The organism is Paraburkholderia strydomiana, from assembly GCF_031456815.1.
Taxonomy (GTDB): Bacteria; Pseudomonadota; Gammaproteobacteria; order Burkholderiales; family Burkholderiaceae; genus Paraburkholderia; species Paraburkholderia caledonica.
On record NZ_JAVDVL010000013.1, the window covers coordinates 34,833 to 54,144 of the forward strand.

The window sequence follows — 19,312 nt, forward strand, 5'->3', positions numbered from 1 at the left end:
TGTCTGTTTTTGAAAAGCAGTCTGTTTAGTCGGTCGGCTGCTTCGGCTCCCGTCTTCGGGACCGAAGCGGCCCAACTTTGTTAGAGACGCAACTGGAGTTCCCCGTGCTCAATACCCTTATCAACTATTCAGTTCAATCGATGGGCCTGATTCCCGTTCTGGCCTTCATCTTCCTGCTGGGCATCTCGATCATCGTCGAGCGCTTCATGTTCTTCTCGCGAGCGGTCAAGGCGGGCAAGACGCTCGAACATGATCTGAAGATGGTCGAGCCGGCCAATCTGTCCGACGCACAGAAAGTCGCCGAGCACTACAAAGCAACCGTGCAGGGCGAACTGGTCAAAAGTGCGCTGAAGGTGCAAGGCAAACCCGAAGCGGTGGTGGAGCGCGAACTGGAGGAAACCATCATGTTCCAGATGCCGCGCCTCGACCGCAATCTGTGGATTCTCGACACGGCGGTGACGCTCGGGCCGCTGCTCGGCCTGCTCGGCACGATCATCGGCATGGTCGAGTCGTTCAACGTGCTCGGCACGAGCGGCACCGCGAATCCGAACGGCGTGACGGGCGGGATCGGCCACGCGCTCACGGCTACCGCGTGCGGCCTGACGATCGCCATTATCTGCGTGATCTTCCTGAACTACTTCAACAAGCGTATCCGGATGACGGTCAATCAGTTCGATCTGATCAAGTCGCTGCTCGTGTCGCGGTTCGCCGCCTGAACATCCGTTTCCAAGGAGAAGGATCATGCGTAACCATCGCAGCCATTACCTGGGCGCGGAAGAGAAGGCGCGCATCGAGATCATTCCGATGATCGACATCATGATGTTCCTGCTCGTGTTCTTCATGCTTGCCACGCTGAAGATGATTCAGGGCGCGGGCATCAAGCTCGATCTGCCGCAATCGAGCACGGCGGAGCAGTTGCAGCAGACGGTCAAGGTGTCGATCGGCGTCACGAAGACCGACGAGATTTATCTCGACGCGAAGCCGGTCACGCCCGCGGAGTTGACCGCGCATCTGCAAGGGCTCGTGCATGATTCGAAGAAGGTCGACGTGGCGATTGCGGGCGACGAAGGCACGAGCTACAAGAACATCGTCAAGGTGATGGACCTCGTGCGCGCGGCGGGCATCAGCTCGGTTGCACTCGCCACCAATCCGACGACATGAGCTCTCCGGTACTCGACATGAAAGACCCGCAAAGCCGCCTGAGCGGCGCGCTCTGGGCGTCGTCCAATCCGGCGCATCATGGCCGCATGTCCATGAAGACTGCGCTCGCTGCCGCGCTCGTCGTCGAATTGCTGATCGTCGCGGGGCTCTCGCAGGTGAGCTTCAGGCAGGAGCCGCCCGCGCCGCGCAAGATCATGGAAGTGACGATGGCGCCGCCGCCACCGCCGCCTCCGCCCGAGGTGAAAAAGCTCGAGCCGCCGCCCGCGCCGACGCCGGTAAAACCGCCGCCTAAACAGCAGCAACCCAAGCCGCAACCGGCGCCGAAGCCGCCGCCGGCGATGCCGTCGGCGACGCCCAAACCCGCGAACATCGCGCCCGCCGCAAATCCGAGCGCGAATGCGCCCGCGCTCGCCACGGCAAACGCGACGCCGGGTCCAGCCACGGCGCCTGCCGCTCCGCCCGCGCCGGTGGCGCCGCCGGCGTTACACGGCGTGGTCGACGGACGCGGTCACTGCCAGGCCGTGCAGCCGCAGATTCCACGCCGCGCGTTGCAAGAGGGACTGTCGGCGACGGTAATCGCACATCTGTCGATCAGTCCCGACGGCAGCGTCAGCGACGTAAAGATCGTGCGCGTGACACCGCCGACCTCGGTCTTCAACGACGCGGTCATCACGGCAGCCAGGTCGTACCGTTGCGAGAAGAATGCCGAGCCGTACGTTGGCGAGGTTGCGTTCTCGTTCAAGACCGCACCGAGCGACGACGACCAGTAAGGCCGCAACCGCAGTGGAGAAGGGAGCGCGGGCGATGGCCAGAACCATCCTCGCGCGATTCGACGTACCGCGTGCCGGCTCGCAGCCGGCGCGCGACCTTTTAGCGCTTGGAATAAATGAGACCTGTGAAGTTTCGCTGGCCGCGCGCGTTGCGCATGCTCGCATATCTGCCGCGGCCGGGCTCGAGCGTGGCCTCGCTGTGGGCGCGCGCCGTCGTGCTCGGCCTCGGTCTCACATTGGGCATGACATCCGCGCACGCGAGGCCATCGATATCGCAATACGACGAGCCCCGATATCCGGCGAACTTCACCCACTTCGACTACGCGGATCCCAACGCGCCTGCGGACGGCACGCTCAGCTTCCAGAACTACAACGAGTTGCAGACCTACGATTCGATGAATCCGTTCCTCGTGCGTGGCGCACCCGCGCCGGACGTGCTGCACCTGATGTTCGACACGCTCATGCAGCGAAGCTGGGACGAGCTTGCGTCGGAGTATCCGTTGATTGCGGACGACGTGGAAGTCGCGCCCGATCTGTCGTCGGCGACGTTTCACATCAACCCGGCCGCGCGCTTCTCGAACGGCGATCCGATTACCGCAGCCGACGTCAAATATTCGTTCGACACGTTGACGAGCCCGCAGGCGTCGCCGATGTTCAATGCGCAATTCGCGGTGATCAGGCGCGCGGTCGTGGTCGATCGGGCCACCGTGCGCTTTGAATTCAGGCGTGCCGAGCGCGGCGCGCCGCTGATTGCGGGCGACCTGCCGGTGTTCTCGCCGAAATGGGGGATGCGTGCCGACGGCACGCGCGCGCCGTTCGACCAGATCGCGAACGAGGTGCCGGTTTCGAGCGGCCCGTATCTCGTCGAATCGCGCAAGAACGACAAGGAGATCACGTACAGGCGCAATCCGGCGTATTGGGCGGCGGACCTGCCGTCGAGGCGCGGCATGTACCGCTTTGCGCATATCACGTTCAAGCTGTATCGCGACCACTACACGCAACTCGAAGCCTTCAAGGCCGGCGACGCCGATGCGATTGTCGAATACAGCGCGACGCAATGGGCGCGCAAGTACGTGGGCAAGAACTTCGACAACGGTGTGTTGAAGAAAGGCAATTTCGCGGATGGCCCCGCCCAGATGCAAGGCATGCTGATCAATCTGCGCAAGCCGATGTTCCGGGACGTGCGGGTGCGCCATGCGTTGACCATGGCGTTCGATTACGACTGGATGAACCGGATGATGTTCTACGGCCAGTACCGGCGCACCGGCAGCTATTTCGCTGCGAGCCCGTTCGGTGCGAGCGGCATGCCGGGCGCGAAGGAACTCGCGCTGCTCGAACCGTACCGCGCAAGTCTGCCGCCGGAAGTGTTCGGGCCGATGGTGAAGCCGCCCGACACGCTGCCGCCGAATTCGCTGCGCGGCAATCTGCGCGTGGCGCGCGATCTGCTCGCGCAAGCAGGCTGGCACTATCGCGACGGCGCGTTGCGCGACGCCAACGGCACGCCGATGAAGATCGAGATCATCGACGATCAGCCCGGCATGGACCGGCTGATTCTTCCGTATATGCAGGCGCTGGCGAACCTCGGAATAGAGGCGCATCTGCGGGAGATCGACAGTGCGTTGTATCAGAAGCGGATCGACAACTTCGAGTTCGACATGACCACGTATATCTATCCGCCGGTCACCATTCCCGGTGTGGAACTCGCGCGCCGCTTCGGCAGCGCGGCGGCCTCGCAGGTGGGCTCGGAGAATTACCCGGGGATCCGCTCGCCCGCAGTCGACTCGCTGATCCATGCCGCGCTCGCCGCGACCACGCTCGACGATCTGCAGGCGGCAACCCGCGCACTCGACCGCGTGCTGATCAACTCCTATTACCTCGTGCCCGAGTATTACGCGCCGGGCGCGCGCATTGGCTACAAGGCCACGCTCGGCTTTCCGGAGATCGTGCCGGCCTCGTACCAGTACGAGGATTGGGTTATCGACTACTGGTTCGCCAGACGGCAGGCCGCGTCACATTGAGTTCATCGGAAAGCGACATGCTTGCGTACATTTTCAGACGATTGCTGTTGATGGTGCCGACCTTGCTCGGTGTCGTCACGCTGACTTTCATCGTCACGCAGTTCGTGCCGGGTGGGCCGGTCGAGCAGGTGATGACGCAACTCCGCCACGGCACTGGCCGTGGCGGAGACGCGGGGGCGGGCGGCGGCGGTTATCACGGCAGCCAGGGTGTCGATCCGCAGCAGATCGAGCAGATCAAGAAACAGTTCGGCTTCGACAAGCCGCCGCTCGAGCGCTATGTGCTGATGCTCGAACACTACGCGAGCTTCGACCTCGGGCAGTCCTACTATCAGCATGCAAGAGTATGGGACGTGATCCGCTCGAAGCTTCCGGTGTCGATCACGCTCGGGCTCTGGACGGTGCTGCTCACCTATCTGGTTTCGGTGCCGCTCGGCATCGCCAAGGCGGTGCGCAACGGCTCGCGTTTCGACACCGTGACGAGCGTACTCGTGCTCGCGGGCTACGCGATTCCCGGCTTCGTGCTGGGCGTTCTGCTGCTGATGCTGTTCGGCGGCGGTACCTTCTGGCAGGTATTCCCCATGCGCGGTCTCACATCGGATAACTTCGGTGAGCTGAGCACATTCGGCAAGCTACTCGATTATCTGTGGCACATCGTGCTGCCAGTCACGGCCTCGGTGGTCGGCAATTTTGCGGTCGTCACGATCCTCACCAAGAACACGTTTCTCGAAGAGATCGGCCGTCAGTATGTGCTGACCGCGCGTGCGAAGGGCGCCACCCAGCGCGACGTGTTGTGGAAACACGTGCTGCGCAACGCGGCGATTCCGCTGCTGACCGGATTGCCGGCGGCGTTCGTCGGCGCGTTCCTGAACGGCAATCTGCTGATCGAGACTTTGTTTTCACTCGACGGCATGGGCCAGCTCTCATACGACTCCGTGATTCGCCGCGATTACCCGGTCGTGCTGGGCTCGCTCTTTCTCTTCACGTTGATCGCCCTTGTAACCAAACTCATTGCTGACGTCTGCTATGTCCTCGTCGACCCGCGTATCCAGTTCAACCGGCTTGACCGATGACGCGTCCGCCGCGCCACGCGGCTTAGTGCCGTCTCCGTGGCGGCGCACGTGGCTGCGCTTCCGGCGGCAGCGTCTGGGCTACTGGAGCCTCATGATCCTCGCTTCGCTGTTCGTTCTCAGCCTGCTCGGCGAGGTGCTGTCGAATGACCGGCCGCTCGTTGTCCGCTATGACGGGCATTACTATTTCCCGATCGTAAAGGACTATCCGGAGACGCTTTTCGGCGGCGATTTTCCGGCGCGCGCGAATTACCTCGATCCGTATATTCGCTCGCGGCTGGAGGCGAACGGCAACTTCGCGGTCTATCCGCCGAACCACTTTCACTACGACACGATCGACTATTTCGCCGCGCATCCGTATCCGGCGCCGCCCACGTCGTCGAACTGGCTCGGCACCGATCAATACGGGCGGGACGTGCTCGCGCGGCTTCTTTACGGCTTCAGGCTGTCGGTGTCGATGGCGCTCGCGCTCACGGTCTCCGGCGTGCTGATCGGCGTGGCGGCGGGCGCGGTACAGGGCTTTTACGGCGGGCGCACCGATCTGATCGGCCAGCGTCTGATCGAGATATGGAGTTCGATGCCCGACCTGTATCTGCTCATCATCTTCGCGTCGATCTTCGAGCCGACGCTGTGGCTGCTGTTCATTCTTCTGTCGATGTTCGGCTGGCTCGTGCTGTCCGACTACGTTCGCGCGGAGTTCCTGCGCAACCGTTCGCTCGACTATGTCAAAGCCGCACGCACGATGGGCCTGTCGAACGGGCAGATCATCTGGCGTCATGTGTTGCCGAACAGCCTTACGCCGGTTATCACGTTCCTGCCTTTCCGGATGAGCGCGGCGATCCTGTCGCTGACCAGCCTCGATTTCCTCGGGCTCGGTGTGCCGCCGCCGACGCCAAGCCTCGGCGAGTTATTGCAGGAGGGTAAAAACAATCTGGACGCCTGGTGGATTTCGGTGTCGGCGTTTGCCGCGCTCGTGGTCACGTTGCTGCTGCTGACTTTTATCGGCGACGCGATGCGCAATGCGCTCGACACGCGATCGCGCGGTTCCGCATTCGGGGGGGCGCCGCGATGAGCGTCACGTCGAACGACCGGCCGCTGCTGGAAATCGAGCGCTTTTCCGCGCGTTTCGGCGACAAGCTCGCGGTGCGCGATCTTAATCTTTCTATCGCATGTGGCGAGCGTGTTGCGCTCGTCGGCGAATCGGGCTCGGGAAAGAGCGTCACCGCGTTGTCCATTCTGCGGCTCGTCGACCACGCGCATTTGAGCGGACGGATTCTGCTCGACGGTGAAGACCTGTTGAGCAAGACCGAGCAGCAAATGCGCGGGCTGCGCGGCGCGGACGTGGCCATGGTGTTTCAGGAACCCATGACCGCGCTCAATCCGCTTTTCACGATCGGCAAGCAGATCGCGGAAAGCGTGCGACTGCACGAGGGCTTGCGGCCGAATGCGGCACGCTCGCGCGGCATCGAGTTGCTCAGGCGCACAGGTATTCCGGAGCCGGAGCGCCGCATCGACAGTTTTCCGCATCAGTTGTCAGGCGGCCAGCGCCAGCGCGCGATGATCGCGATGGCGCTCGCGTGCCGTCCTCGCCTGCTGCTCGCCGACGAGCCCACTACCGCGCTCGACGTGACCGTGCGCCAGCAGATCGTCGACCTGTTGATCGAACTCCAGGAACAGGAAGCCGCCGAGCGCGGCATGGCGGTGTTGCTGATCACGCACGATCTGAATCTCGTCAGGCGTTTCGCGCAGCGCGTCGCGGTGATGGAGAAGGGCGTGCTGGTCGAAACGAATACGACGCAAGCATTGTTCGACGATCCGCGGCATCCGTACACGCAGCGTTTGCTCGACAGCGAGCCGCGCCGCTCCATAGCGCCGCTCGAAAAAGGCGCGCGCCGTCTGCTCGAAGTGCAGGGGCTTTCCGTCGACTACAGCACGCCCGCCAAAGGTTGGCGATCGCTGTTCGGCCGCTCCACGTTTCGCGCGGTGCATGACGTCGATTTGAGCGTGCGGCGCGGCGAAACCCTCGGCATTGCAGGCGAATCGGGATCGGGAAAATCGACGCTTGCGGCAACGGTGCTCGGTTTGAACAGGGCTGCTGCGGGTCATGTGCATATCGACGGCATGCCGTTGTCGGTGTTGAAGACGGCTGCTTCGCGGCGTGCGTTGTACTCGCGCATGCAGGTGGTGTTCCAGGACCCGTTCGGCTCGCTGTCGCCGCGCATGACGGTGGAGCAGATCGTCGGTGAAGGTCTTGCCGTGCATCGGCCCGAGATCGACGCAAAGGCGAGGCGTGCACGCGTTGCCGGTCTGCTGGAGGAAGTGGGGCTGCCCGCCGACGCGATGCCGCGTTATCCGCACGAGTTTTCCGGCGGGCAGCGTCAACGGATTGCGATTGCACGAGCGCTTGCAGTGGAGCCGGAACTGCTGGTGCTCGATGAACCGACGAGCGCGCTCGACGTGTCGATCCAGCAGCAGGTGCTCGCTCTGCTGGTACATTTACAGAAAACGCGCAAGCTAAGCTACCTTCTCATCACGCACGATCTCGCGGTGATGCGGGCCATGGCGCATCGTGTGATCGTCATGAAGTCCGGGCGGGTCGTCGAGGCCGGTGATACGCTCGAAGTTTTGCATGCGCCGTCGCATCCCTATACACGATCGCTTCTGGCCTCGTCGCTGCTGATGGCGCGGCCGGATTCCGCGCAAACTCCAAGGAGTGTGAATGATTGACGAACGCTGGGCGCAGGCCGCCCGGTCGCTTAAGAGCCGCGCGGAGTTCTGGTCGCTGCGCATCGTCGACGAACGGATCGACGATCACGAGGTTCGCAACGATATCGCGCAACCGCTGCGCACTGTGCGCGATCGTGGCGCGATGCTCATCGCGTGGGTCGGTGCGGGAGCCGGCTATGCGGCGACGGCGAATCTCTCGGCGGCGGGCTTGCAACAGGCGCTCGATCTCGCCACCGCACGCGCCGAGGCGAGCGCGGCATTATCGTTGATCGATCATCGCGAAGTGGCGCGTCCGTCGGCGAGTGGCCAGTACGTGTCGCCGAATGCGCAGCACACGCTGCCGGGGCGCGCCGAATGGATCGACCGGCTCGGCGCCGAATGCGCGGCGGCGAAGCTGGATTCGCGCATCGTCGAGCGAGTGGCCGCGATGCAGATCATTCACACCGATCAGCTTTACATGACCGGCGACGGCGTGCGTATCGATCAGCGGTTCCGCTTCGTGATGCCGCAGTTGAGCGTCGCAGCGCATGCGAATGGCGACACGCAAGTGCGCACACTCGGCGGCAACTACGGCACGCTCGGACAGGGCGGCATGGACGTGCTGGCGCGCTTCGGTTTCGACGGCTGCGGCCCGCGCGTCGCCGCCGAGGCGCTGCAATTGCTCGCCGCGCCAAATTGCCCGTCGGGCAAGCGCGACCTTCTGCTGATGCCCGATCAGATGATGCTGCAGATTCACGAGTCGATCGGCCATCCGCTGGAACTCGACCGGATTCTCGGCGACGAGCGCAATTTCGCCGGCTGGAGCTTCGTGAAGCCGGACATGTTCGGCTCTTACCGCTACGGCTCTGAACTGCTGAACGTAACTTTCGACCCCGAGTTGCGCGAAGAAGCTGCAGCCTACGCATTCGACGACGACGGCTCCGAAGCGCACAAGGAATATCTGATTCGCAACGGCGTGCTGGAGCGGCCGCTTGGCGGCGCGCTCTCGCAGCAACGCGCGGACATGCCGGGCGTGGCGAATTCGCGTGCGTCGAACTGGAACCGGCCGCCGATCGACCGCATGGCGAACCTGAATATCGAGCCGGGCGACAGTTCGCTCGACGAGATGATCGGCAACATCGAACACGGCATTCTGATGCGCACCAACACGTCCTGGTCGATTGACGATCATCGCAACAAATTCCAGTTCGGCTGCGAATTCGGGCAACTGATCGAGAACGGCAAGCTCACGCAGATCGTCAAGCAGCCGAACTATCGCGGCATTTCCGCGAATTTCTGGCGCAGCTTGAGCGCGGTCGGCAACGCCGACACGCGCGAAGTGTATGGCACGTCGATGTGCGGCAAGGGAGAACCGGCGCAGATCATTCGCGTGGGCCACGCGTCGCCCGCTTGCGTGTTCAGCAATGTCGACGTGTTCGGAGGCGCGTGATGAGCGACTTCATGTCACCGCGCGCCGCGCATGCCGTGGACTGGCAGCGGCACTTCACGTCGCTCGCCGATGCGATCGAGCGTCTCCAGCAACGCGGCGAAACTACGCTCAGTTCGTTTGCCGGCGAGCAGTCCGACTTCATTCGCTTCAACGCGGGCAAGGTGCGGCAAAGCGGCACCGTCTCGCAAGGCAAGCTGACCTTGCGCCTGATCGACGGCGCGCGTCAGGCGTATTCAACGTTGACGGTGTGCGGCGAGCTGGAGCAGGACATCGACGAAGTGCGCGCCGCGCTGGCCACGTTGCGCGAGGGTCTGCGCGATGCCGCCGACGATCCGCACCTGCTGTTCGATACATCCGCATGGCAGCGCACCACGCGGCGTTCGGGCAGATTGCCGGATCCGCACGGCTTGTTGCGCGTCGTCGCCGAATGCGCGCGCGGCCTCGATTTCGTGGGCTTTTATGCGGGCGGCACCATTGTGCGCGGCTTTGCGTCGACGGGTGGCAGCCGCGGCTGGTATGAAGTCGACAACTTCAATTTCAGCTGGTCGCTCTATGACCCGAGCGGTCGGGCAATCAAGACCACATACGCAGGCGACGACTGGAGCGATGCGGTCTTCGCCGGCAAAGTGGAACAGGCTGCCACGCGTCTCGCGGTGCTCGCTCGCGCGCCTCGTGCGCTCGCGCCTGGACGCTATCGCGCATGGCTCGCTCCGGCCGCACTTGCGGAGCTATTGGGCGTGACGGCGTGGCGCGGTTTTTCGGCACGCGCGCAGGCCAGTTCGCGCAGCGAGTTGTACAAGCTGCACGTGGGCGAGATCGCGCTGGATCGTCGCGTCACGCTCAGCGAAGAACTCGGCCTAGGCATCACACCGGGCTTCAACGACGACGGCTACTTGCGCGACAGCGTTGCGCTGATCACAGCGGGCCGCAGTGCCGGGCAACTGACCAATGCACGCAGCGCAAGGGAATACGGCTTGACGCCCAACGGCGCGCTCGCCGAAGAATCGCCGGCGTCGCTCGCCATGCAGCCTGGCGACCTGATGGACGAGGACGTGCTTGCGCAACTGGGCACCGGGCTTTACATCGGCAACTTGTGGTACGTGAACTTTTCGGACCGGATGAATTGCCGGCTCACCGGCATGACGCGCTTCGCAACCTTCTGGGTGGAGAACGGAGAGATCGCCGCGCCGCTCGAAGCCATGCGGTTCGACGACAGCCTGTATCGCCTGCTTGGCAGCGAACTCGAACGGATCGGCGCGCACGCCGAAATGCTTCTGAGCGATGGGACGTGGGGCGAGCGGGCGACGGGCGGCATGCAATTGCCGGGCATCCTTGCAAAGTCATTCGAGCTGACCCTTTAAGCATTGCGACGCGGCTCGCCGTTCGAGGCGAGCCGCGCCGGCTTCCCCGCGTACGCGAACGGGAAGCTTCTCACGACCCCCAATCTTCTGAAGAATTAGCGTTTCACGCAAGGAACCACTCTACAGTGGCGCCGATTAATCTGAAGAATAAACAGATCGTGTTTCATAAATGAAACATTTTTTGCGATTTTAAAACGTTCGCATAAACGAATAATCGCTGGATTAGAATCGTTGCGGGCTAATTACCACGGCTGACAAGGCACATTCCGAATGTGCGAATAACAAATCCAATTAAAAGGGCCATTGCGGTGCGCCGGTGTGTTCAGCTTTGAAACGTTTTGATAGCGCTCCAATGCCGCACACGCCGCCGGGCGTATGCACACGGCATTCCACGGGGAAAGCGAGGCGGGCTGCGGTCCCGCTCAGCCGCGGCTCGCAGGGCTCGGCGGCGGCGCACGGTAGGTTTTTCCGCTCCGGATTCACGCGTCGGCTAATTATTACTTGCATCAAATGAGAATAATTTTCGTCAGACGTTAAATGCCTGGCTAATTCCGTTGTTTTCAAATTTACTAACGGGATTCATTCGGCTAACATCGCTGATAATGCGTGAAGCGGCGTTCACCGATGTTGAATAGCGATTATCAGTTGATCCATATCGTCGGAGTAACGCGCGTCCTCGTCCAACCACGTAGACATTTTGAGGAAGACCATGTCCCACATCCACGTCGATTCCGCGAGGGTTACCTGGTTACACACGCCCGCTGTCAATGTGCGCACAGCGGCGCGGCGAATTGGTGTGCTGTTGTTCGACGGCTTCTGGTTGCTTGGCCCCGGTACGGTCGTCGAAATGTTCCAGACCGCGAACGAACTTTCCGGTACGCGCCCAGGCGAAGAGCCGCCGTATGAAGTGCAGTTCCTGTCGCTCGACGGCGGCAGCGTGCCGAGTTCGTCGGCCGCGCGCATCTGGACCGATCGTATCGACACGCGCTATGGAACGGGCTTCGACGTCCTTTTCATTGCCGGCGGTCACGGCGCGCATGAGGCGGCCCGCGACCAGCGCCTGCTTGGCTGGCTGCGCTCGGTGCAGGCACGCACTCGTGCAATCGAAACCATCGGCGAAGGGCGGCTCGTGCTGGAGGCGGCCAATCCGGGCGACCCCGAGGCGCTGCAAATTGGCCGCTATGGCCGCGGCGGGGCGGACGCTATCCTCAGCGCGTCCAACGATCGCAATGACTGCGCCCGCAGCGCGCTGATGTTCATCAAGCGCGATCTAGGCGCGGAACTCGCGCGCAGCGTCGCCGAACGCGTGATGCCTGGCATGGCTGCAACATGGGTTCCGCTGCCCGCCGAGGGCGGCACGCTGAGCGTGGCGGAAAAAATCCGCGCGGCCGCGCGCTGGATGGAAGCGAACTGCGACCGTCCGGTGTCGGTTGCCGACGCAGCCCAGGTCGCCGCGATGAGTGAGCGCAATTTCCTGCGTCGTTTCAAGCATGAGATGCACGTCACGCCGTCCGACTACCTGTTGCAGGTGCGTCTGCGCATTGCTTGCAACTTCCTCACTGAAACCGAACTGCCGGTCGACAAGATCGCGCGGCGCAGCGGCACCGGCAACGGCGACCGCCTTGCAAAGATCTTTCGCAAGCGCATGGCGCTATCGCCAACCGAATATCGCGCCCGCAGCCGGCTTGCCTCCTCGGAGCTCTGACAGTAGAGCGCGTCTGTAGGGCAGGCGCGTTTCAAGGCCGCCGCGCGGACGCGCGGCGGTGTCCTCGTTCTTTGTCGAGCAGTTTCTTACGGGCACAGTGGCATGGGCAACCAGGTGTTGGCAACGGCACTGCCGGAAGTGAAACTCATCGAGCCCGAGGTGTTTGGCGACCCATTCGGTTTCTGTTATGAGAGCTTTGCCGCGGACGAGTTTACCGCCGACGTCGCACGCGGTTTCGACTTCGTGCAAGACCGGCATCTGCGCGCGGTGCATGGCGTGCTGCGCGGATTGCACTACCAGGTCCAACGTCCGCAAGGCCGGCTCATGCAGGTCGTGGCAGGCGAAATTTTCGATGTCGCCGTCGACGTGCGGCTCAATTCACCGAACTTCGGCAAGTGGTGCGGCACGCACCTGAGCGCGGAAAACCATCGGCAGATCTGGGTACCGCCGGGCTTCGCGCATGGCTTCGTCGTGCTTTCCGACGTCGCCGAGTGTCTGTGGAAAACAACCGAGTACTGGTTTCCCGAACTGGAGCGCTGCATCTTGTGGAGCGATCCGGACATCGGCATTGAATGGCCGATCGATTTCGAGCCGATTGTCGGCGCGAAGGACGCTGCCGGGCGGCGTCTATACGAAGCCGAGAACATGGCTTAGCCGCGCATGCGCGGTCACAGTTGCGTTGTCGTTACTGCGCGGCGCGCTCGACGGATCGCAATGCGCCGTCGCTACCGCGAGGCCACCACCGCGCCGACACTCGCGGCCACCACGAACAACGTGCCCGCGACCTGCAGAATACCCATCGGCTGATGCAATACGACAAAGCCTGCCACCGCACCGATGGCTGGCTCTACACTCATCAGGATGCCGAACGAACCTGCGGGCATATGACGCAACGCCACCATTTCCAGCGCATAGGGCAATAGAGGAACGAGTATCGCAAGGCCGGCGGTCGCCGCGAGTTGGCCTGCGGCCACGTGTATGCCGCTTTGTGCGAGACCGAAAGGCGTGGCCACGAGCGCCGCTGCGATCAGCGAGACCGACAGGCCTTCAAGACCCGCGAAGAGCTTGCCGGTCTTTTTCATCAACACGATGTAGCTACCCCAGCCGCAGGCGGCGGCAAGCGCAAGGAATACGCCGAGCGGTTCACCCACCCAGCCGCCGCGATCGCGCGAAAGCAGCACGACGCCGGCAATCGCCAGCGCGGGCCATAGAAGCGCGCGTGCACGGCGCACGGCCAGGGTTGCCACCGTCAGCGGCCCAAGAAAGTCGATCGCCACCGCGAGGCCGAGTGGAATACGTTGAAGCGCCGCGAAAAAACACAATGTCATGCCGGCCATCGCGGCGCCGAGCGCGCCCGCGGCGAACCAGTGCGCGCGCGAGTAGCTGCGAACGCGCGGCCTTACCAGCACTGCGAGCACGAGGGCGGCCCAGCAGAGCCGCAGCCAGGTGGTGCTGAGCGAGCCGTAGACCGACATGGTCGGTTCGGAAAGCGCGGCGCCGAACTGGACGCTCGACATGGACAGCACGCACAGCAACGCTGCACCGGCTGCGGCGCGCGCAGGTTTGACGTCGGCCGGGTCGGGCGCGGCTGCGCACTTGATTGTCGTGTCCTGCATGGTTTTTTCGCGTCGGTGTGTGAATGTTCACGCTATCTTATCGGCTCCCGCGCTACTAAGATAAGTTGATATTTCTTATGCCGACTTCAACAATCGTGATGACCCGTGACCTCGACAGCAGTCTGCTTCGCACATTCGTCACCGTCGCGGAGACGGGCGCGGTGGGCGTGGCCGCAATCCGTCTCGCGCGCACCCAGGCGGCGGTGAGCATGCAGTTGCGCCGTCTTGAAGAAGACCTCGGTCAGCGGCTGCTCGACCGTTCGCCACGCGGCGTGCAACTCACCGAAGCCGGCCATCTGCTGCTGCCGTACGCGCACGCGATTCTCGGCGCGGGTGCCGATGCGCGGCGTGCGCTGAGCGCGGGGCAGGTGTCGGGCACGGTACGGCTCGGCATGCTCGAGGACATCGCCGTCGGTCGTTTGCCGCGTGCGTTGCGGCGTTTTTCGATTGCCTATCCGCGGGTCGCGCTCGAAATCGTCGTGGACAGCAGCGCCGCTTTATCCAGGCGGCTCGTAGACGGCGGCCTCGATGTGGTCGTTGCCGATCCCGCGTTGGTGAACGGCACGCCTTTGCTCACATGGACTCAACCGTTGTTCTGGGTCGGCGCACGCGGCTATTCGCGCGACGCCGAAGCGCTCTTACCGCTGGTCGCTTTCGGCGACACATGTCTGTGGCAACAGAATGTGTTGACGGCGCTGCGCCGCGCGGGCATCGGCTGGCGCATTGTGTGTACGAGCACGAGCTTGCCGGCGGTGCAGTCGGCGGTCGAAGCGGGGCTCGGCGTGTCGGTATTGCTCGAAGGCAATATTCGTTCGGAGTCCATGAGAATTCTGGGTCGTGCCGATGGCTTGCCCGATGCGCCCGCTGCGGATTTCGGCCTGTTCACGCGCGAGGTCGCGGGCGCGCAGGAGGCAGCCGTGCAGACGTTGCAAGGTTTTCTATGCGAGGAGTTGCATCTGGGCATGCGGGAGAGCGACTCGCGCGTGCTGTCGGAGGAATGAAGCAGATACAGACGAGGGGATGCTGGAGTGGCGCGTGGAACACGCTGAAGACTGGCGGCACACGCATAGCGCGATGCGCGTGCTGCGTTGCGGAGAAGCCCGGCGTGAGCGGCAACTATTGCAATACACCGTGGCAGGTATTGCAAGAGGTTGTTCGCACGCGCCGGGGCGGGTATTCCTCCGCTTATACAGCCGATGCGGCGATCAGCGCCGCATCACGCCCATCAGCAAGGTGACGAGGAAAATCACCACGAAGATGAAGAACAGCACCTTGGCGATCTCCGTCGCGCCGGCGGCGATGCCGCCAAAGCCGAATACCGCGGCGATGATAGCGATGACGAAGAAGATTGCAGCGTATCGAAGCATGAGGCCTCCCACCGATGAATACTGGATTGAAGTAGAACGGCGGCTCGCCTCGGGTTAGGTCCCGCAACGAGCGATCTGCCGGCGAGCGATGTTGAGCAATGGCTGTGCCTGGTTCCCGCCAACCGTCGGCGGCCGGGCTTGCTGTTGCCTCACTGCAACGACACGCTAAGCGCCGAGGAGCGCCTCATGCCGTGAAAAACGGATATCCACCGACGATAACGTTTGCGCGAGTCAATAAGCATGCTGCCGAGTGGATCGATGTGTCAGTTGATTTGCGCTGCATAAAAACAGGCGTGTCAAATGAAAAATAGTTAATCCGCATTTAATAAGGGTGAAGCAGCGGGGTGTCATGGCGGCAGAAACAACAAGATGTCGTGCGGCTGCCGTTGAGTCTCTCAACAAAATCCGCCCCAAGCATGACCGTATTAACGCCACTCACCACCGCAAATTGGCGGTATCAAACCGTCGCGCACTGGCACAAATCGGGTTTTAGCGATTTCCAGGGGAAGTCCACCGAACGCTTTCCGGCTAAAGCGGTTTATCGAAAATCACTTCACCAAACGGCCAACGGCGGAACCCCGGCGGTCCTTCTGTCGCGCCGGATCACGCGCCAATAACAACGTGCGGCGGCGACGATTCCGCTAGCAGGGCACCTGACACAACACTGGCGCTCCGAGCCCCATCTTGCCCGCTTAAGCCTGCTCGAAAGATTCCCGCTGAAAACGATTAAGTCATTCGTGGATTGTTAATTGTTGTCAGACCGAACGATTTTGGACCCGGCGGGTGGTGAAGAGGTGAAACGTTTGCGCCGTCATATAGGATTGGGTAGCACAGTAGTTCGTTGATGTTCCCGGCGTTTTTGGCGATTGTTGGTAAAAAACCCGAGCGCCAGAATACTCGTGCAATTTGAAAAAGCTGCTATTAGAATGCGCAACCTGGACGCGGGGCGGCTATTAACGCCAGAGGGGCCGTGGCGGTGTTTTATTACGCCGTTGTAAAGGTCGGCGCAGCGCGCGTCAAAAAAGAGGGGCAGTCAATCGAGTGGGCTGCAGTAAAGCCAAAAAAAAGCCGCGTTCAATGCGGGCCGGTAAAAGAGCATAAACCGAAGAAGAAATCACATGCCATTGGGGATTCAAACGATCGGGGGTGCGCGCCGGGCGCTTCGCAACGGGCCGGGCGGCGAGGCGACGCCAGCGCGTTTCGAGCGAGGACGTGCCCAGCCGCGCCTCATGCGTGTGTCCGAGTGCGCTGTCCTTGCGGCGCTCGCGATCGTCTACGGCAGCGCGAACGCTCAGTCGACGGCGCCGCAATCCCGATCCGCGACGTTACCCACGGCACCGCTAGCTCAGGCAGAAGCGCGCACTGCGCAAGCGGGTCCTTTTGCGTCAGTCAATCTCGCGTTTTTCGACGGCGCCAATGTGCCGGTCGGCTTGTTGCAAGCGTTCGATGCCGTCGTCGTCGATCCGTCGCATGGTTTCGATCCGTCGGCGAATCCGTTGCACCATACGGTATGGCTCGCGCGCACCGGTGCGGACGCCGCTGCCAGCACGCCCGGTGCATTCGTCGCGAGCGTAATCGAGCCGCTGTGGCAGCGCGGTTATCGTGGCTTCCTGCTCGACACGCCGCAAGCACTTGCATCGATCGACGCGATTCGCGCGGCGCATCCCGACGCGCGAATCGTGATCGGCGGCGACGATGCGCTTAAGCTCGCCGCGCCGCATGCCAAAGCGCTGTATGCGGTGGTGGGCACGTCGCTCGTCAGCGGTGCGAGCGCGAGCGGTGCCGGGCAGATCGTCGTTTCCGCAGACGACCGTGCGGCGCGCGTCGCCGCTGCGCAAGCGTTCATGCGGCAGACGGGCGTGCCCGTCGTGTCGATCGAATACTGCGCCGCCGATGACCGCGCGTGCGCGCGCAGGACGGCGGCGCAGGTGGTGGCGACGGGCGTCACGCCCTATGTGACCGACGTGGCGCGCGACGTGGTCGGCATCGGCGCAATCGAAGTGCTGCCGCGCAAGGTGCTCGTCGTGCAGGACACGGGCGAAGATTTGCTGCTCGACGAAACCCCCGGCGTGCGCGACCTGGCAATGCCGCTGAACTATCTCGGCTATGACGTCGAGTACGCGAACGTCAACGACACGCTTCCCGATGACATTACGCCCGACCGCTACGCGGGCGTCGTTGCGTGGCTGCAGGGCAGCGGCACGCAGGACAGCGCCGTGTGGCGCAGATGGGTCGATGCGCGCATCGCCACGCACGTTCCCGTTGCGTTTCTTGGCCAGTTCGGTTTCGACGCGGCCGAGGACGAAGGGCGCGCGCTCGATCTGCAGGCAGTGCCGGGTCCCTTCAGCGACAAGGTAGACGTCGTCTCGCGCGATCCGATGATCGGCTTCGAGATCGATCCCAAGCTCGGCCCGCGCGATCTGACGGGCGTTCAGGTCGGCGCAGCCAGCCGGCCGCTGCTGCGCGTGAAGAGCGGTCAGGCGACGCTGGACCCGGTCGCGATCACGCCATGGGGCGGCTTTGCGATGAGCCCGTACACGGTCGTGTCGCTCAACGGCATCGACCAGGAGCGCTGGGCGATTCAACCGATTTCGTTCCTCACCGCCGCATTGCGTCTGCAACAGATGCCGTCGCCGAGCGTGACCACCGAGAACGGGCGGCGCCTTTTCATGTCGCACGTCGACGGTGACGGTTTCGCGTCGCGCGCGGAATTCCCCGGCGCGGACTATTCGGGCGAAGCGCTGTATCAGCAGATTTTTACCCGCTACAAGGTGCCGATGACGCTGTCCGTCATCGAGGGTGAAGTGGGGCCCACGGGTCTTTACCCGAAAATTTCGCCGCGGCTCGAAGAGATTGCCCGCAAGATGTTCGCGCTGCCGTATGTGGCAATCGGCACGCATACCTACTCGCATCCGTTCGACTGGGGCAGCGTGGACGCGAAGACGGGCGAACGTGTGGACCGCGGCGGCGGCGATACTGCGTTCTCGCTGAACATTCCGAACTACACATTCGACATCGACCGGGAGGTAACCGGCTCAATCGATTACATCAACACGCGCCTTGCGCCTCCCGGCAAGAAGACAACCATTCTGCAATGGCCCGGCAACTGCAAGCCGCCCGCGGTGGTGGTGCGCAAGGTCTACGCGGCGGGCGTCGCGAACGTGAACGGCGGCGACACCGTCATCACGAAGAGCGCGAGCAGCTGGACCAACATCGCGCCGATCGGCGTCGACAAAGGGCCGGGCGCGTATCAGGTGTACGCGCCGAATCAGGACGAGAACGTCTACACGAACGACTGGCTCGGTCCGTTCTACGGTTTCACGCGCGTGCTCGAAACCTTCGACATGACGGACAAGCCGTTGCGTTTCAAGCCGATCGACCTGTACTACCACATGTACAGCGGCACCAAGGTCGCTTCGCTGCGCGCGCTCGACCAGATTTTCACGGCGGTGCTCAAGCAAGCCGTGCTGCCCGTGCAGATGACCGACTACACGCAGAAGGTCCTCGACTGGCGTTCGTTCGCTGTCGCACGCGCGGTGCGCGGCGACGTCGACGCGGATGCAGGTGCAGGTGCAGGTGCAGGTGCAGGTGCCGATGGCGGCAAGCGTGCCGACGGCGACTGGATCGTGCGCGGCAACGGGGACGTGCGGGAGTTGCACTGGCCGCTGTCGACGGCGCCGGATCTGCGCGCATCGGCCGGCGTCACCGGCTATTCGGCCGGCCCCGACGGCACTTATATCCACATCGCAGACGGCGCCGCTCGCGTGTCGTTCAACGGTGCCGATGCTCGCGATAGCGCTTCGGGAGCGCTTTCGAAAGCAGCCGCATTGCCCTACATCGCCGAAGCGAACGGCTTCGTTCGCAACTTCAGGCGCGGCGCAAACGGCATGTCGTTCGAATTCGGGGGCTACTACCAGCCGTTCGTCAGGCTTGCCCACGCGGGCAGTTGCAGTGTGAATGTCGCCGGACGTCCCGTCGCCGTCCACCGCGACGCCGCAGGCTTGCGCTTCGACACCCCGGCCTCCGCCGGTCTGGAGGTGAACTATCAGCCCGTCGAGATTTCCTGTGAGCGCTAAACGTCCCCGTATCGC

General features: G+C 63.0%; 15 protein-coding genes. 13 read left to right on the forward strand and 2 right to left on the reverse strand.

Features of this window, described 5'->3' with window-relative positions; genetic code table 11:
- Nucleotides 1–104 precede the first annotated feature (104 nt).
- From J2W46_RS27640 to rfbC, 11 genes are all read left to right on the forward strand, one after another.
- Nucleotides 105–716 carry a MotA/TolQ/ExbB proton channel family protein gene (locus J2W46_RS27640; protein ID WP_020069917.1) on the forward strand — a complete coding sequence of 204 codons (612 nt, stop codon included), beginning with the start codon at nt 105–107 and terminating at the stop codon, nt 714–716.
- Between the two features lie 25 nt (nt 717–741).
- A complete protein-coding gene (locus tag J2W46_RS27645) occupies nt 742–1,161 on the forward strand; it encodes an ExbD/TolR family protein (protein WP_027777380.1) in 420 nt (139 codons plus the stop codon).
- Nucleotides 1,158–1,931 carry an energy transducer TonB gene (locus J2W46_RS27650; RefSeq protein WP_310357982.1) on the forward strand — a complete coding sequence of 258 codons (774 nt, stop codon included), beginning with the start codon at nt 1,158–1,160 and terminating at the stop codon, nt 1,929–1,931. The genes J2W46_RS27645 and J2W46_RS27650 overlap by 4 nt, the downstream gene beginning before the upstream one ends.
- A 116-nt stretch (nt 1,932–2,047) precedes the next feature.
- Nucleotides 2,048–3,949, forward strand: coding sequence for an extracellular solute-binding protein (locus J2W46_RS27655; RefSeq protein ID WP_310357986.1), 1,902 nt, complete (start codon nt 2,048–2,050; stop codon nt 3,947–3,949).
- A 17-nt stretch (nt 3,950–3,966) separates the two neighbouring features.
- Entirely contained in the window at nt 3,967–5,019 is a 1,053-nt protein-coding gene (locus J2W46_RS27660) for a microcin C ABC transporter permease YejB (protein ID WP_020069913.1), read from the forward strand.
- Entirely contained in the window at nt 4,973–6,088 is a 1,116-nt protein-coding gene (locus J2W46_RS27665) for an ABC transporter permease (RefSeq protein ID WP_310357989.1), read from the forward strand. The genes J2W46_RS27660 and J2W46_RS27665 overlap by 47 nt, the downstream gene beginning before the upstream one ends.
- The gene (locus J2W46_RS27670) at nt 6,085–7,743 is read left to right on the forward strand and encodes an ABC transporter ATP-binding protein (RefSeq protein WP_131321018.1); all 1,659 of its coding nucleotides are present in this window, start codon (nt 6,085–6,087) and stop codon (nt 7,741–7,743) included. Before J2W46_RS27665 ends, J2W46_RS27670 begins: the two co-directional genes overlap by 4 nt.
- Nucleotides 7,736–9,172, forward strand: coding sequence for a TldD/PmbA family protein (locus J2W46_RS27675; RefSeq protein WP_310357992.1), 1,437 nt, complete (start codon nt 7,736–7,738; stop codon nt 9,170–9,172). The genes J2W46_RS27670 and J2W46_RS27675 overlap by 8 nt, the downstream gene beginning before the upstream one ends.
- Nucleotides 9,172–10,533 (forward strand): metallopeptidase TldD-related protein, encoded by a 1,362-nt coding sequence (locus tag J2W46_RS27680; RefSeq protein WP_310357996.1) that lies wholly within the window; start codon nt 9,172–9,174, stop codon nt 10,531–10,533. Before J2W46_RS27675 ends, J2W46_RS27680 begins: the two co-directional genes overlap by 1 nt.
- Before the next feature lie 709 nt (nt 10,534–11,242).
- Nucleotides 11,243–12,238 carry a GlxA family transcriptional regulator gene (locus J2W46_RS27685; protein ID WP_027804932.1) on the forward strand — a complete coding sequence of 332 codons (996 nt, stop codon included), beginning with the start codon at nt 11,243–11,245 and terminating at the stop codon, nt 12,236–12,238.
- 102 nt (nt 12,239–12,340) lie between these two features.
- On the forward strand, nt 12,341–12,892 hold the full coding sequence (rfbC, locus tag J2W46_RS27690) for a dTDP-4-dehydrorhamnose 3,5-epimerase (RefSeq protein ID WP_020069906.1): 552 nt from the start codon (nt 12,341–12,343) through the stop codon (nt 12,890–12,892).
- 71 nt (nt 12,893–12,963) lie between these two features.
- Here rfbC and J2W46_RS27695 read toward each other — a convergent pair whose 3' ends face one another.
- On the reverse strand, nt 12,964–13,854 hold the full coding sequence (locus tag J2W46_RS27695) for an EamA family transporter (RefSeq protein ID WP_310357999.1): 891 nt from the start codon (nt 13,852–13,854) through the stop codon (nt 12,964–12,966).
- Between the two features lie 77 nt (nt 13,855–13,931).
- On the opposite strand from J2W46_RS27695, the gene J2W46_RS27700 reads away from it, so the two are divergent.
- Nucleotides 13,932–14,855, forward strand: a complete 924-nt coding sequence (locus J2W46_RS27700; protein ID WP_020069904.1) for a LysR substrate-binding domain-containing protein — start codon at nt 13,932–13,934, stop codon at nt 14,853–14,855.
- A gap of 204 nt (nt 14,856–15,059) precedes the next feature.
- Here the strand turns inward: J2W46_RS27700 and J2W46_RS27705 are convergent, their stop codons facing one another.
- The gene (locus J2W46_RS27705; RefSeq protein ID WP_006051149.1) at nt 15,060–15,221 is read right to left on the reverse strand and encodes a DUF1328 domain-containing protein; all 162 of its coding nucleotides are present in this window, start codon (nt 15,219–15,221) and stop codon (nt 15,060–15,062) included.
- 1,229 nt (nt 15,222–16,450) lie between these two features.
- Between J2W46_RS27705 and J2W46_RS27710 the strand changes: the two genes are divergently transcribed.
- Complete coding sequence (locus J2W46_RS27710) at nt 16,451–19,297, forward strand: sugar ABC transporter (protein WP_374726871.1); 2,847 nt, start codon at nt 16,451–16,453, stop codon at nt 19,295–19,297.
- The last annotated feature ends 15 nt before the right edge of the window (nt 19,298–19,312 follow it).

Coding starts and splice junctions, on each gene's coding strand:
- J2W46_RS27645 (WP_027777380.1), top strand. CDS start 742: ATGCGTAACCATCGCAGCCATTACCTGGGCGCGGAAGAGAAGGCGCGC.
- J2W46_RS27650 (WP_310357982.1), top strand. CDS start 1,158: ATGAGCTCTCCGGTACTCGACATGAAAGACCCGCAAAGCCGCCTGAGC.
- J2W46_RS27655 (WP_310357986.1), top strand. CDS start 2,048: ATGAGACCTGTGAAGTTTCGCTGGCCGCGCGCGTTGCGCATGCTCGCA.
- J2W46_RS27660 (WP_020069913.1), top strand. CDS start 3,967: ATGCTTGCGTACATTTTCAGACGATTGCTGTTGATGGTGCCGACCTTG.
- J2W46_RS27665 (WP_310357989.1), top strand. CDS start 4,973: ATGTCCTCGTCGACCCGCGTATCCAGTTCAACCGGCTTGACCGATGAC.
- J2W46_RS27670 (WP_131321018.1), top strand. CDS start 6,085: ATGAGCGTCACGTCGAACGACCGGCCGCTGCTGGAAATCGAGCGCTTT.
- J2W46_RS27675 (WP_310357992.1), top strand. CDS start 7,736: ATGATTGACGAACGCTGGGCGCAGGCCGCCCGGTCGCTTAAGAGCCGC.
- J2W46_RS27680 (WP_310357996.1), top strand. CDS start 9,172: ATGAGCGACTTCATGTCACCGCGCGCCGCGCATGCCGTGGACTGGCAG.
- J2W46_RS27685 (WP_027804932.1), top strand. CDS start 11,243: ATGTCCCACATCCACGTCGATTCCGCGAGGGTTACCTGGTTACACACG.
- rfbC (WP_020069906.1), top strand. CDS start 12,341: ATGGGCAACCAGGTGTTGGCAACGGCACTGCCGGAAGTGAAACTCATC.
- J2W46_RS27695 (WP_310357999.1), bottom strand. CDS start 13,854: ATGCAGGACACGACAATCAAGTGCGCAGCCGCGCCCGACCCGGCCGAC.
- J2W46_RS27700 (WP_020069904.1), top strand. CDS start 13,932: ATGCCGACTTCAACAATCGTGATGACCCGTGACCTCGACAGCAGTCTG.
- J2W46_RS27705 (WP_006051149.1), bottom strand. CDS start 15,221: ATGCTTCGATACGCTGCAATCTTCTTCGTCATCGCTATCATCGCCGCG.
- J2W46_RS27710 (WP_374726871.1), top strand. CDS start 16,451: ATGCGTGTGTCCGAGTGCGCTGTCCTTGCGGCGCTCGCGATCGTCTAC.